General features: G+C 64.8%; 10 protein-coding genes. 8 read left to right on the forward strand and 2 right to left on the reverse strand.

Annotated elements, in window-relative coordinates; all coding sequences use genetic code 11:
- The 8 genes from LJE93_11555 to LJE93_11590 all read left to right on the forward strand — a co-directional run bounded on the left by LJE93_11555 (position 1) and on the right by LJE93_11590 (position 11,762).
- Entirely contained in the window at positions 1-1,056 is a 1,056-nt protein-coding gene (locus LJE93_11555) for a prepilin-type N-terminal cleavage/methylation domain-containing protein (GenBank protein ID MCG6949540.1), read from the forward strand.
- 10 nt (positions 1,057-1,066) lie between these two features.
- Positions 1,067-1,597, forward strand: a complete 531-nt coding sequence (locus LJE93_11560; GenBank protein MCG6949541.1) for a hypothetical protein — start codon at positions 1,067-1,069, stop codon at positions 1,595-1,597.
- A gap of 22 nt (positions 1,598-1,619) precedes the next feature.
- On the forward strand, positions 1,620-3,671 hold the full coding sequence (locus LJE93_11565) for a hypothetical protein (GenBank protein ID MCG6949542.1): 2,052 nt from the start codon (positions 1,620-1,622) through the stop codon (positions 3,669-3,671).
- Between the two features lie 15 nt (positions 3,672-3,686).
- The gene (locus LJE93_11570) at positions 3,687-7,670 is read left to right on the forward strand and encodes a hypothetical protein (GenBank protein ID MCG6949543.1); all 3,984 of its coding nucleotides are present in this window, start codon (positions 3,687-3,689) and stop codon (positions 7,668-7,670) included.
- Positions 7,671-7,673: 3 nt separating this feature from the next.
- Positions 7,674-8,519 carry a hypothetical protein gene (locus LJE93_11575; protein MCG6949544.1) on the forward strand — a complete coding sequence of 282 codons (846 nt, stop codon included), beginning with the start codon at positions 7,674-7,676 and terminating at the stop codon, positions 8,517-8,519.
- Positions 8,520-8,521: 2 nt separating this feature from the next.
- Positions 8,522-8,989 carry a hypothetical protein gene (locus LJE93_11580; protein ID MCG6949545.1) on the forward strand — a complete coding sequence of 156 codons (468 nt, stop codon included), beginning with the start codon at positions 8,522-8,524 and terminating at the stop codon, positions 8,987-8,989.
- Between the two features lie 197 nt (positions 8,990-9,186).
- Positions 9,187-10,476 (forward strand): insulinase family protein, encoded by a 1,290-nt coding sequence (locus tag LJE93_11585; GenBank protein ID MCG6949546.1) that lies wholly within the window; start codon positions 9,187-9,189, stop codon positions 10,474-10,476.
- A complete protein-coding gene (locus LJE93_11590; protein MCG6949547.1) occupies positions 10,476-11,762 on the forward strand; it encodes an insulinase family protein in 1,287 nt (428 codons plus the stop codon). Before LJE93_11585 ends, LJE93_11590 begins: the two co-directional genes overlap by 1 nt.
- 127 nt (positions 11,763-11,889) lie before the next feature.
- Here the strand turns inward: LJE93_11590 and LJE93_11595 are convergent, their stop codons facing one another.
- Together LJE93_11595 and LJE93_11600 are read right to left on the reverse strand one after the other, a co-directional pair.
- On the reverse strand, positions 11,890-12,750 hold the full coding sequence (locus LJE93_11595) for a hypothetical protein (protein MCG6949548.1): 861 nt from the start codon (positions 12,748-12,750) through the stop codon (positions 11,890-11,892).
- A partial coding sequence (locus tag LJE93_11600; protein ID MCG6949549.1) for a protein kinase occupies positions 12,747-14,664 on the reverse strand: 1,918 nt, incomplete at its 5' end. The genes LJE93_11600 and LJE93_11595, both read right to left, overlap by 4 nt.

The following is a 14,664-nucleotide window of genomic DNA, read 5'->3' on the forward strand; positions in this document are numbered from 1 at the left end:
ATGGATTTCAGGCAACAAGGTTTCACGTTGATCGAGATGCTGGTGGTGGTCGCCCTTCTGGCGATGATTATGATCGGCCTGCTGAACCTGCTCGATACCTCGTCCAGGATCTCGGTGGTCGAGACGTCCCTCGCCGATACCCAGGAGAACGTTCGTTTCGCCGCCTACCACATCATGCGCACCGCGCGCATGATGGGCTCGTCGGTGATGCCCTTCGCCGCCAACGTCAGCGGTGTCGACCGCTGGATGGCCGGCGAGCTGACCTCGAACGCCACTGGCGGGACGGCGACCACGCCGTTCGGATCGGTGGCCGCCGTCGAGGGCTCGGACGTCCTGACCATGCGCGGTTTCTTCGAGATCGCGCCCTTCTTCTGTGACCGCACCGATATGGGCTCCGGAGTCATCACGGTTCGCGAGTCGCATGCCGGACAGGTCATCAACGAGAACTTCAACCTGGTCGACGTCGCCGGCCTCGAGGGCCGCGGCGTGCTCTTCATGGGCCGGCTGGATCAGGGCGAGTACGCTGTCGGTCAGATCGACTCGAAGTCAACGATGTCCGGCACCGCGCCCGACCGCACCCTGACCATCGACTTCATGGCGGGCTCCGCGCAGTGGAGCAACCTCAACCCCGCCGGGGTGTCGGTCACGCCCGTCCCCTTCGACGTCTACCGGGTCGGGGTCCTCGAGTCCTACACCTACTACGTCGACCCGGATTTCACGCTCCAGCGCATGCGCGCCAACTCGAGCGCTGGGGGTGCCTCGTCGGAGCCGGTGGCGGTCAACATCGGCAACCTGCAGGTGGCGCTCGGCGTCGACACGAACGATGACAATCAGGTCGACAACTGGATGGCCGCGCCGACGGCCGGCGCAGTCGTCGGCGCCACGGTGATCGGTGCGCGGATCACCGTCCTCGGCCGGACCAGCCGATCGGTCACCGACTGGATCGAACCGCCCGAGACATTCGCGGTCGAGGATTTGGATATCACCAAGGTCGACCGCAGCGCCAAGTGGCGAACCATCGGGGTCGCCGCCGCGTTGCGCAACTATCTCTTCTGACGGAGGCACGATGCGGATCGAAGACACCACCGTCGATATCGGCCGCGATCGCTCGCGCGAGCGCGGCGCGGCGTTGATCATGGCACTGATGGTCTCCCTGGTGCTGGTTTTCCTCGGCATGGGGCTGCTGCTCCAGACCTCGCTCGGCCTGCAGGCAGCGGGCACCGACCGTTGGGTGACCAAGGCCCTGTACGCCGCCGATGCCGGCGCCATGATGCAGATCGAGATGATCCAGCTCGGCGCCATCGGCACACCCGGCTCGTTCATCCTCGAGGATGATCCCAACCTTTCGGGCCTGCTCAAGGGGCAGTTCGCCGTCACCATCTCCGATTTCTGCGAAGCGCAGCCGGCGACCCCGGTGATCGCGAACGGCATCCCATCGTCTTTTCCCGAGTTCCAGACCCGCCACTTCCACCTCCGCTCGGACGCCGAGCGGGCGATCGGCGGCCTGGCCGGACTCACCCGCGCGGGAGTGGAGGCCGACGTTTCGGCCTTCCCCTTCCTGGAAGAACAATTCGTGCCCGTGGACCTGTGTTACTGACCCATCGATCGAGGGGGCTGTCATGAGATTGAGCAAACGAAACATAGCCTGGCTGGCAGTGGCGATGGCCGTGGTGCTGGCCGGCTCTGCGGTGGCCGACGACCGGGACTTCCTGCGCCAGCTGGCGGCGCCGCCGAATTTGATCTTCATCCTCGACACCTCCCGCTCGATGGTCGGCAGCCCGGAGGAACCCGGCTACCAGATGAACTCGCTGGTCGCCTACGGCATGGAGCCGGGTGGGGGTGACGACCCGTACTCGCGCATGGGCATCGCCAAGCGGGTCCTGCGTGAGTTCCTCGCCGACGTCACCCAGGCCAACTACGTGCTCGCCGGCTACGCCCAGGCACCGCCTGCGGACGGCTCGAACCCGATTCCACAAAAGCACTGGGTCTACGAAGGCGTCGGCATCTGGGACTCGTCCCTGGGCGACTATCGGGCCGACCATTTCCATCTGATGGAGACCAAATATGCCTACCGATTCGGCTACGCCGAGACGTTCACCGGAGTTCCCCTCGACAACCCGTCGGACATCCATCAGGCGTCGATGATCGGCTACACCCCGTACTTCGATCCGAATCTCGGCGCGGCCGGGGTTGAGAATCGCTACGGGCCGGTGCGCGCCTTCGACGTCGACCCGCTCCTGCCGTACGATCTGATGCCGGTTTATTTCGGCAGCTGCCTGCTCGACAACAAGGGGGACGCCGATCCGACCAACGACGAGACCATCTGCGGTGACGGCCTCTTCCCCTTCTACGACACCGGGGTGCGCGATGGCCTGGGCAACCTGATTCCGGAGGCCTGGTACTACGGCGACCCCTCGACCAGGCTCTTCCCGAACTGCGTCGGCTGGAAAACTACTTCGGCCGAACAGCCTGACGACGGCTGCCTCACCACCTGGCTGGACAACACCGGCACCGTGTTCGGCTTCGGGGGCAGCCAGGTCGAGTTCAAGCGGCGCGTGCGGCTCGAGATCCCGCCGACCAACCCCAACACCGGCCTCGCCAACCACCCGCTCGGTATTCTCGATCCGGACGGGACGCCGATGACCGGCGACGAGGTGCCGGTCGGCAACGAGCTGGTCAACGACCTGATGGGCGAGGACTACGATCTCGACGGCTCTCCGGACCCCGATTACGACGAGGACAACACCTACGACTGGGTGCTCTACGTCGATGCGGTCGAGCAGGTCGCGATGCGCGTCTGCGGCACCGCCCAAACGCCGACGCCGACCAATACCCCGACGGCCACCGCGACCATGACGCCGACCCCGCTGCCGCTCGACTGCTCCGACATGCGGTTGACATTGGCGCTTCAGGTCGGCCCGGACGGCCGGCCCGACTTGGTTGACCGCATCAACATGGACGTCGGAAACTACACTCCGTACTCAGGTTACCTCACGCGGACCAACATCGATTGGGCTGCTACCCAGTCCCAGTCCAGCGCGCCAGAAATCGACTATCTGACCTTCGAGGGCAGCTGCAACGACCGCTATTGGACCAGCAACATCGGGACCTCGCCGGCGCTGGTGGTGCCACCCTACAGCGCTGGCGGCGGCAATTGCTCGGACGTCGACGTGTCGATCAGCCCGGGCGACACTCGTGCGGACTGGTTCGCCTATCTCGACTCGGGAGCCTGGATCGGCAACGTCTGCGTCGAGCTCGATTTCTTCTTCCCGGACGATCCGGAACAGAAGACATGCCCGGTCAGCGACTGTGTGACCCTGCCGGCGGGTACCCCGACGCCGACGCCGGTGCCGCCGACCAACACGCCGAGCAACACGCCGCCCGCCACCAACACCCCGACGCCGGTAACGCCCACCAACACGCCGACCATCACCAACACGCCGACCAATACCAACACGCCGCGCCCGATTACGCCCACCAACACGCCGCGTGACACCAACACGCCGACCAGAACCTACACGCCGAGCAACACCAGACCGCCGACCTACACCTACACGCCGAGCAACACGCGGCCGCCGACGAACACGCCGACCTACACCAAGACGCCGACCAGGACGCCGACGTGGACCAAATCGCCCACGCCGACCAAGACGCCGAAAGAGATCGAGTAGGGACGGAGGTTGAAGATGAACATGCACACACACGCCTTCAGATCGACCGCGTCCTACGGCCCGCGCGCGAGCGCTCTCGCGGCCTGCGCCCTCGTTGTTTTCCTCGGCGGGGTGGGCGTCGCCTCGGCGCAGCTGGAGCTGCCGCCGGGCCTGCCGAGCCCGATCGACGCCGACGACTTCAGTGGTGTCGACCTGTCACCGTGGATGGATTTCAACTGGGACAACAACGACGCCGTCTACGGTGACTGGAAACTGAACCCTGCCATCTACGCTCCGTCCTGTGCTCAAAACCGGTGGGGGCAGGCGCTGCTCGAGAACGGCAGTGACAATCCGGTCGTCAGCCCCACCCCCGAAGGTCAGCACCTGCTGGTGGTGCGCGACACCCTTCCGGCAGGACCGATCCCCATCTCGGACAAGTCGAACGTCCGCATCGAGTTCGACTTCTCGCCCGGCGATAGCGACGGGTCGCGGATCGGCGCGGCCTGGGCGGTGAGCGATACCGACGGCGACCGATATGTCGACGACGCCTACGTCTTCTACTTCTCGGAGATCCCGGCCCAGTCGGAGACGCCGGGCAGGAAGGCGAGATGGAATATTCGCAAACGCATCGACGGTGTCGACGTTGACCCGTTGATCATGCCGTCCGGCTTGGTCGACGCCACCGCCGACCCCACCTGGCAGAAGTACTTCACCGTCGCCGAGGGCGGCTGCTACCGCCTGCGGCTCGACTATTACTGCGGCTACGTGAGGGTGCAGCTGAAGCAGTTCGAATGCGACGCCACAGGTTGCCCGCTCGAAAGCGACTGGTTCACCGTCGTCGAATGGATCGACGACTTCGCAATTTATGGAGTGACGCTGCCGCCCGGCGGTATCGGCCTCTTCTCGGGCTCCGACGCTTCGTTCCAGCCGGAAAACTACTTCGACAACTTCGAGTACTCGTCGTGGGGCGATTCCTGCAACATCACGGAGCCGTGCACGCCGTGGACGGCGTGGAGCGAGGCCAGCCGGGAGCCGCTGATCTTCAAGCGGTTGTATGAGGGCGGTCTGATCGACTACTCGGCCGCGCGCAACATCGCGGACCGCAAGATCGACGTCGCGACCACCGCGCCCACCCCGGGGAACACGGACACCTACTGCGACGGGTGGAAGCTCCTGGTCGACCTTCCCGACCCGATCATCAGCTCGGACATCGACAAGGTCCGGCACTACCTTCAGGACACGGCCACCGCGGTCAACTTCGTCTCCGACGGGTTGGGCAACTTCAGCTGGGGGGACAACTTCGATGAGGATCCGATGAGCGGATCCTTCAACCCGGTGCCCCTGGTCGCGGACGGCGCGACGCCGATCGGCGCCACGCTGATGGACGCCTACGACTGGTACGTCGAGCAGCGCGAACCGGGTGGGCGTTGGGAGCACGACCCGCTGATGGAGTGCCGCAAGTGGTACGTGGTGCTGATAACCGACGGTGCGGACACCTGCTCGGTGCCGGGTCAGTTCGCCTGCGATCCGGGCCAGGCGGCCGAGCTCTTCGCCAGCCCGAACGTCGCCGGTGTCGACCCGGCGAAGATATTCACCATCGGGTTCTCCGAATCGGCGAACGACGCGCCGCCGGAGCTGACCTGCATCTCGGACATCACCGACGCCCAGTATTTCGGCGCCCGCAACGCCTCCGAGCTCAAGGACGCTCTGTACAACGTCATCTCCCAGATCAACACCGACGACGAGCGTTCCTTCGTGCCGTTCAAGGTCTCGCCGCCACCGTCGTCGCGGGGTGGTCCGGCGACCGAGCAGGACTTCCTGGTCGTCTATCCGTACTTCCTGCCCCAGGGGAAGGCGTCGGTGTGGGACGGCAATCTCTACGGGTTCGCACTCAACGAGGCCCAACCGGTGCTGCCGACCGACGCGGACACCTGCGAGGTCGACGCAGCGCAGCTCGTGGTCGAGGCGGTCAGCGGCAACGCGTGGGATGCGAATGCGCGTCTGGCCGATCAGCTCGCGGCCGCATCCCCGGAGCGCTACGTCTTCATGGCCTCCGACGGCAGCGGCAGCTGGGTGCGGCACGATCTGGACGAGATCGCGGGCGATGCGGTGCTCCGCCTCTACTTCCAGAACCTGATGAACCTCCCGGGCGGCGTCACCGACCTCGAAACCCAGGAGATTGTCAACTTCCTGCGCTACATCTGGATGGACAACGATGCCAGCGCGACGCCGGATCCTCAGGCGGACCCGCGTCCGGGTGGCTACTCGGTGCTCGGCGATTTCTATCACTCGCAGCCGGTCATCGTCAGCCCCCCCAACCGATCGATGTTCTTCTTCGACTACGGCTACGGCTCGGCGCACGACTATGCCTCGTTCATGGACACACAGTCCAAACGCCGGCGGGTGGTGTATGCGGGTGCCAACGACGGCATGCTGCACGCCTTCGACGGCGGAATCTGGGACCGCAATCGCGGCTCCTCGGCCGAGACGTACAACGAGCAGCATGATCTCGGAGACGGTTCCGAGCTCTTCGCCTACGTGCCGCACGCGGTCGCACGGAAGCTCTACAACATGACCTACGGCGAGTCCCAGCAGTACATGGTGGACGGTTCGATCGCCACCAGTGACGTCTTCATCGACTACGACGGTGACTCCGACCGCGAGTGGCGCACCGTCGCCATCGCCACCATGCGCCGCGGCGGCCGCGGCATGGTCGCGCTCGACATCACCCAGCCCGATCCGATCGGTTCGTCGCCGGACTTCATCCCGGCGGTGCCGAGCGATCAGTTCCCCGGCTGCCTCGACGGCACTGCGAGCGGGTGCGACGGCGAGTACCCGAAGGTGCTGTGGGAGTTTTCGGACACCAGCGATGTCGATTCCAACTGCCCCGTCGGGCTGGTCGGAGTTCAGTGCTCACCGTATTGGGACCTCGGCTGGACCTGGTCCAAGCCGGCCATCGCTCGCATCGCGATCTACAACGCCGCCGATCCGGCCGACCCGGACGACCTGTTCGTGGCCTTCTTCGGCGGCGGCTGGGACCGGAACCAGGCCGACCAGACGGGCAACTTCATCTATGGCGTCGACATCGAAACCGGCGCGATTCTGTACAAGCACAACCTCGGCGTGGCGGTTCCGTCGAGCCCGACTGCGCTCGATTCCGACATCGACGGATTCCACGACCGCATCTATTTCGCCGATTCCGACGGCAGCGTCTACCGGCTGCAGTTCCCGGCCCCGTCGGATTCCGCAGCCACCGGCGCCGATGTCGGGACGCTGACCAGGCTCTTCGATTTCCGCCCGACGTTCGCCGATGGCGGGTTCCCGGACCGGCAGCAGTTCTTCACCCGACCGGTGACCGTGCCGGCGCTGTTCGGCGGGTCGGGCTACACCTGGGGCGTGGTCCTCGGCTCGGGAGACCGTGCCAACCTTCCCTTCTACATAGAACCGGATGGTCCGGTGGATCACTTCTTCTTCCTGCTCGACGGCGACGACACCACGACCCGCGGCAAGGGGAGTCTGACGGCCATCAACTACGACGAGCTCGACGGCGACTTCGATTGCGAGAACTCGGCCCTCGATCCGGCCAACGGCAAGTTCGGCTGGTACCTGAGTCTACGCCCCAACGAAAAGACGGTGTTCGATGCCACCGTGATCAACGGTCACGTGCTCTTCCCGACCTTCGATCCGGAGCCGAACGCCGTGGCTGTCCACAACAAGCCGGACGTCTGTATCCCGCTCAACCCCGCCGGGACGCCAACTCCGACCGCGACTCCCAACGTCGACGGCTCGGGAGAGATCGTGGAGTGCAACGCCGCCGGCCTCGGCCGTTCGTATGACCTGTGGTTCGAATGCGGCATGGGCGACTATGGCGAGAACGATGACATATATACTGGTATGGAGACCTACACGATCGGAGGGACCACCTACGTGACATTTACCGAAAGCGCGTTCGCGTCGGGCGAGACCGAGGAGTTCCCGAACGTCACCGGCCATGTCGTGACCAACTGGCGGCAGGACTGAGCCATGCTGCGGACAGTCCAGAGCCTGGCGTTGGTGCTGCTGATCGCCGGTACGGCTGCGGCGGTCGACGTCACCCTGCGTGACGGGACCGTCATCACCGCGGAGAGCTATCGGCTGACCGGATCGTACATCATGCTCAAGCTGGCCGACGGGCGTCAGGTCGCCTACGACGTGGCGGATGTCGATCTCGATGCGCTGCGAGCGGCCGAAGCCGCGGCGGCCGGCCCGGCTGCTGAAGGCGCCGGCGCGGCGGAAGCTTCGACCGGCACGCTGTCGGGTGGGCGGACCCTCAAGGATACGGCCACCCTGAGTGAAAAAGAGGGCTCGAGCCTCACGATCAGCGACCGAGATGTCCGCCACGTCAAGGGCAGTGGTGTTGTTGGTGATGAGGAAGAGACCGGCGAAACGGCCGCTTCCGGGGGAGGCGTTCCGGAAGGGTTCCAGCAGGGGGGCGGCGTGGTGCTCAACAGCATCCGCGTCACACCTGCGGGCGAAGGCCAGTGGTCGGTCGAGGGAGAGGTGATCAACCGAACCTCGACCCCGGTGCAGAATGTCCGGGTTCAGCTCGAGGCCGCGGTTGGCGGCACTGAGGAACCGTGGCGGGGCCAGGTGGCGGTGACCAATTATCTCGGTCCGGACGAAACGGGTGTCTTCGCCCACAGCTTCGCTGGAGAAGCGCCGGCCGGCCGTGCCCATCCCGACGTTCGAGCGAGCGTGATATGGATGAGCCAGGAGACTACGCGCACGCCCGACTACACGGGCGCCGGTGGGGTTCCCCATCCGAGCAACCTCCCGCTCGAGCACGGCGGAGTCACCGGAGTCGAGGTTCGCCCGACGCCGGTCGAGTAGCGATGACAGGGCGCAGGATTCTGCTGGCGGCCGCTGTCGTAGCGGCCGTGGTGCTCGCGGTCTGGCTGATGCGAGGCTGTGGCGCGCCGCCGCCGACCGAGCACCCACCGGAGGCAACCACCCAGGCAATTCGCACCGATGACATTGCGGTGGTGTCCCGTGACCTGGCCGTCAGGCTGGTGGAGATGCGCGCCACCCTGCATCCCGACTACACCGACTGGTCGTGCGTCCTCGAGTGCCGGGAAGGCGATGGCTGCCGCGCGGATATCAGGATGATCGTCGATTATCACTCGTCGGGCGAGAAGGAGAAGATCTTCCTCTCCGGCCGCCTCGACGCCGGCAAGGGCGAGACCATGCGTGTCGGGAGGGTGCAGCGCCCTGCGACCGAGGTGGAGTCCATCGACCGGGCGATGATCACGGTGACCGCCAGGCACGACTCCAACCAGCCGAGACCGACGGAAATCGAGTAGTCACTCACCCACCTCGAACATCAGATTTGAGTTCTTAGTTTTTAGTTTTGAGTTGTCACCCACCCCTCCCATGACGTTGTGAGTGGGCGGGGGTAATTCAAAACTCATAACTCAAAACTCAAAACTCACTTCACTCGCAACTCTTTACTCTGTGCTCTTAACTCTTTACCCTCTACATCCTGGCTGAGGGAGGAGAATTGACACATCCGTTCGAAAAAATCGACAGCGAAGGTGGCGTTTCCGAGTGGCGTCACTCTGGCAACCGCCTGACCGTGCTGACGGTGCCGACGCCGGTCGCCCCGGTGATCGGGTTCGGCATCGTCTACCGTGTGGGTTCGCGCCACGAGCTGCCCGGCCATACCGGTGCCACCCACATCCTCGAGCACCTCATGTTTAAAGGAACCGAGAAGTTCAATCGCGATCGTGGCACCGAGGCTGCCCGCGAGTTGCACAAGGTGGGCGCCGCATTCAACGCAACCACCTGGCTCGACCGGACGAATTACTACGAGGTCCTGCCGGTCGACCGGCTCGAGCTGGCCGTCGAGATCGAGTCCGACCGCATGCGCGGCGCCCTGGTGCAGGACTCGGACCTCGAGAGTGAGCGGACCGTGGTCCTCAACGAGCTCGACGCCGGGGAGAACGACAGCTTCGACCTTCTTCTGAAGTCGTCCTTCGCCATCGCGTACCTCGAACACCCATACCGCCACCCGACTATCGGTTGGCGTGGCGACGTGGAGAGGATGGAAGGCGAGGTTCTCCGCGGCTTCTACAACACCTATTACCACCCGGACAACGCGACCGTGATCGTGGCTGGGGATCTCGACGAGGCGGCGATGCTGGACGAGGTGGAGCGCGGCTTCGGCGGTCGCGAGCCGGCACCCGCTCCGATACCGGAGGTCACGATTCGCGAGCGGGAGCAGCGCGGTGAAAGACGTTTCGACGTTCATCGGGCGGGAGAGCTCGGCAATCTGGTCCTCAGCTGGCATATTCCGGAGGGCCTGCACGAGGACCTGCCACCACTCTCCGTTCTGACCCAGATTCTCGGAGACGGCGTGACCTCGCGTCTCCATCAAAAGCTGGTAGAGACCAACCTCTGCCTCGGTGTGCATGCCTATGCGATGGAGCTTCACGATCCGGGCCTGTTTCAGATATTCGCGACGATCGCACCCGGAGTCGGCCATCGCGAGGTCGAAGACATCATTCGGGACGAGGTTGCTGCGGTGGCGACGAAAACGGTCGAACGGAACGAGGTGCGAAGAGCTCTCGCACAGACCCGCACCGATCTCGCGTTCCACCACGAGTCGCCCGGACAGATTGTTGCCGGCCTGACGGAGGCGGTAGCGATGGGAGATTGGCGTCGATTCGTGCGCGAGCTCGAGCTCGTGAGCGCAGTCGACGGAGCGGATCTGCAGCGTGTGGCGGCGTCCTACCTCACCGATCGCAATCTCACGGTCGGGTGGTTCGTGCCGGAAGCGGGAGGGGTGTGATGGGTCAAACAACGCCCTTCGCCGAGCGGGTCACGAGCCACCTGCTGCCGGGTGGAGCCCGCCTCGCCGTCCTCGCCAATCCCCACGCGCCCACTGCAACCGTTGCCGGGACCCTCCTCGCCGGGCCGGCATACGCCACGGACGGCCGTTTCGCGGTGCCGGGACTCACCGCCGCGATGCTCGATCGTGGGACGACCGGGTACGATCGCCTGGGCCTCGCTGTCGAGCTCGAAGATCACGGTCTGCAACTGGTGGTGAGGGCTTCTTCAGGAACGCCGACGATCGTCTCTTTTTCGGCCCAGGGACTCGCGGAGGAACTGCCGCGCATGGTCGAGCTGATGGTCGAGGTGCTGCGCCGTCCGGTTTTTCCGGTCGAGGAGCTCGAAAAGCTGCGCGAGCAGGTTCTTGGGAGTTTGGCCCGTGAACGGCAGGAGACATCCGCCCGCGCCTTCGCGGCGCTGACTCGCGGCCTCTATCCGACCGGCCATCCGCTGCATCGACGGGTGATCGAGGCACGCGAGGAGGAGGTCAGATCGTTGGTGCGCGAAGAGCTGGAGGCTTTTCATGCCGCTGCCTATGGCCCCGCGAATCTCGTTCTGGCCGTGGTCGGCGATGTCGAATCGAATCACGTCACCTCACTGTTCGAAAATCGGCTCGCAGACTGGCAGGCGACCGGAGTGGTCGAACTGCCGGAAGCCGCAGGCGACCAGGTCGCACCGCCCGAAGAACCGATACAGATCGCCGATCGTCCCAGCATCGACGTCTTTCTCGGCCACACCGCCGAGGTGCTGCGCGGTGAGCCGGATTACCCGGCTGCGGTCCTGGCCAATTCGTGCCTCGGCCAGTCGACCTTGACCTCGCGCCTCGGAATGGCGGTCCGTGATCGGGCGGGCCTCACCTACGGGATCTACAGCCGCTTCTTCGGGACCCTTCACGTGCCGGGTCCCTGGGCGACGTCGCTGGGGGTTTCGGTCGAAAATCTGGATCGTGCAGTCGAAATGAGCCGCGAGGTCATCACCGACTATGTTCAGGAGGGACCTTCCGAGGCCGAGCTCGCGGACGAACAGTCGGCCCTTTCCGGTGCCTACCGGGTCGGCCTCGCCACCAACTCGGGCGTCGCTCGCGAGCTGGTGACTGCGCTCACCGCCGGCGAGCCGATCGAACGGCTCGATCGTTTTCCGGAGGAGCTGCTCGCGGTAAGCCGCGAGGAGGTCATGGAGGCCATCCGCACACACCTCCACCCCGACCGGCTCATCATGACCGCAGCGGGTGACTTCGAAGGCTGACACCTTCGAAGTTTCGAGTTTTGAGTTTTGAGTGTTGAGTTTTGAGTTCCCGCCCCTCCTCCCGCTGTCATTGAGGGTGGGTGGGGGACAACTCAAAACTCAACACTCAAAACTCGGGGAAGCGGAGTCAATCCCAGTCGATCATCAGGTGATGCAGTGAGCAGTCGAGGAGGGGACGCAGCCGTTCGTCGAGGATGGTCTCGACCTCGCGCAGGCGGTGGCGCCGGGAGGCGTGCAGCAGCACCAGATGCTGGCACCGGAGTCTTTCGATTCCGCCGAGGAGATCTTCGAGGTGCATGTGGCCGAAGCGGGAAGCCCGATCGCGATCCCCGGGGCGGTAGAACGAGCACTCGATCAGCAGCACCTCTGCCTCGAGGGCCTGTTCCTCGGTTTGAAGAACCCCCGGACCGCAGTCGGCGCAGTAGGCGAGGATGTTGGCCTCGCTCTCTTCGGTGACGATTTCACCAGCTTGACGGAGGCGTGCGATCTCCTCGCCCGGCATCTGGCTGAGCTCGGAGCGAAGGTGCTGGCGCCGCCAGAGGAGGCGCGACCCGAGGGTGGGCACCCAGTGATCGGTCGGGAAGAACACGAGATCCATGTCGCGCCTCAGTCGGTGACGGTCGCCGGCTTCCGCGGCAACCACCTCGATCTCGTATGGCTGGCCGCCCTCGAGCCGGGCGTGGACGGCGAGCAGCTCCTCGACCCCCGGCGCAATATCCTTTGGCGCAATGAGACGGGCCGGTCCCATCGACTGGAGATGGCGCTGGCTGGCCCAGTAGGCGAGGCCTCCGAGGTGGTCGGCATGGCCGTGACTGACCAGAGCTGTCGTCATCGCGGGTAGAGCGCGATGCGGGCGTCCCGCGTCGAGGGCGAGATGAAGCTGCGGCAGCAGAATGAGCGTTCCCTCGCCAGCGCGAGACCCGCCGACTAGGGTGAGCTCCCCCCACGAGGTTCGGAGCACAAGTCGGCGGAGCTGTGAATCCCTCACTTCGCGGATTGTACGAGGAAGAAGCCCGGCTGCGCGCGCTTGTTGGGAAGATCGATGCGCAGCGTCCATTCGCTGTCCGCCGGCAAGGTTTTCCTGAAACTCTGCGAGCCGAGACGGCCGCGATCTTGGTCGAGCAGCTGGACGCCGAACTTGTGGGTCCCGGAAGGTGAGAAGATCACCCGTCGAACGGTACCGCGCCCCTTACGTTTGAAGCCGAGAAAACCTTTGGTGGAAAAGTCGAAAGGTACCTCCGCGAGGCTTCCACCGTCGAGGGTGATCGAGATGATGCCCGACGAAATCGGGGAATCGAAGGACACCGTGATTCGCGCCACCCCAGGTTCCGGCGTCGGCGTGGGAAGCGGTTGAGCGTTCGCGGTCACGGTTTCAGAAGTCCGACCCGCGCGGCCGCTCACCGGGCGGGCTCGCGCGCGGTGCAACCTCTCCTGAGAAAGCTCGAGATAGGAGGCGGCAATCTCGTTGCGTGGATCAAGTTCGAGGGCCTCTCGGAAGACGCGTGCAGACTCCGAGTAGTTGCCGCTGCGGTAGAAGCGTCGGCCCTCAGCCACCAGCTCGGCGACCAGCCGCTGGTTCTCGGCACTTGTTCGTTCCTCCTCGATCGCGTCGAAGATTTTGTGGGCGAGAGTTCTCGCTGCCGGTGAACTCGGTACCTGGTCCAGAGCGGCCTTGATCGAGGTGCGGGCGCCAATCAGATCTCCGGACCGGAGCTGATTTTCAGCGGATTGGATCGACTCGACGACCATGTGGAGGTTGCGGCTCGAGGCGACGGAGGGCGCGACGAATGGTCCACGGTCAACCCTGGCTCGCAAACCGAAGACGGTGAGGAGGAGCAGCAGGGTTGCCGCTCCGATGATCCCCCACACCCACCGTGACTCGACCTCCCAACCGGCCCACTCGGGGAGGTGGATCCTGCCACGCAGCTCGCCCAGGCGTCCCGCAAGGCCCGATGATGGGACTTCGCCGGTAGGCACCGTGTCTCCATCCCCGTGCATGCGGGTCGCGAGGTCGGGCTGGTAGATCGCGGTTTGGGCGGCGTCGTTGGGGTGCCGCTGGACCAGCGAGCGGGCGAGGGCTCCGAGGACCTCGGCGAGTTCGGCACCGGTCTGGAATCGAGCCTCCGGCTGCTTCTCGAGGCATTTGAGGACGATCGGGTTCAAAGCCGCGGGAATCTCCGGGCTGATGGTCGACGGGATGGGGCTGGGCTCCTGGACGATCCGCAGGGTCACCTCGTGCATGGAATCGCCACCGAACGGGCGCTGTCCCGTGAGCAGGTAGAAGAGGACCACGCCGAGGGAGAAGATGTCGGAACGGCCGTCGACCTGTTTGCCGGTGATCTGCTCCGGTGACATGAAGTTCGGTGTGCCGATGAATTGGCCGTCGACCGTCAGGTTCGAGGTTTCGAGGCGTGCGATCCCGAAGTCGGTGATCTTGGCGGTTCCATCGTCGGTCAAGATGATGTTTGCGGGTTTGATGTCGCGGTGGACCACGCCCAGCGAGTGCGCGTAGTCGAGTGCAATCGCCACATCGGCCGCGATCCGCGCTGCCTCGGATGGTCGGAACACTCGTCCGGAGGCGAGAATCTGCTTGAGGTCCTGACCTTCGACGTGCTCCATTGCGATGTACATGAGCCCGGATTCCGGGTCCTCTCCGACGTCGTGAACGGTGACGATTCCCGGATGGTTGAGTCGGCCGGCAGCCCTCGCTTCGCGCAGGAATCGCTCGCGAAACTCCTCGGCATGATCGGCGTCGAGATCGACGCGAAGGGTCTTGAGGGCCACCAGTCGATCGATGATCGGATCACGCGCGAGATAGACCACCCCCATCGCGCCTCGTCCGAGCGTCTCTTCGATCTCATAGCGCCCGATTCTCTCTTCAGACATCGCTTTCAATTGTATC

It is taken from the genome of Acidobacteriota bacterium, from assembly GCA_022340665.1.
Taxonomy (GTDB): Bacteria; Acidobacteriota; Thermoanaerobaculia; order Thermoanaerobaculales; family Sulfomarinibacteraceae; genus Sulfomarinibacter.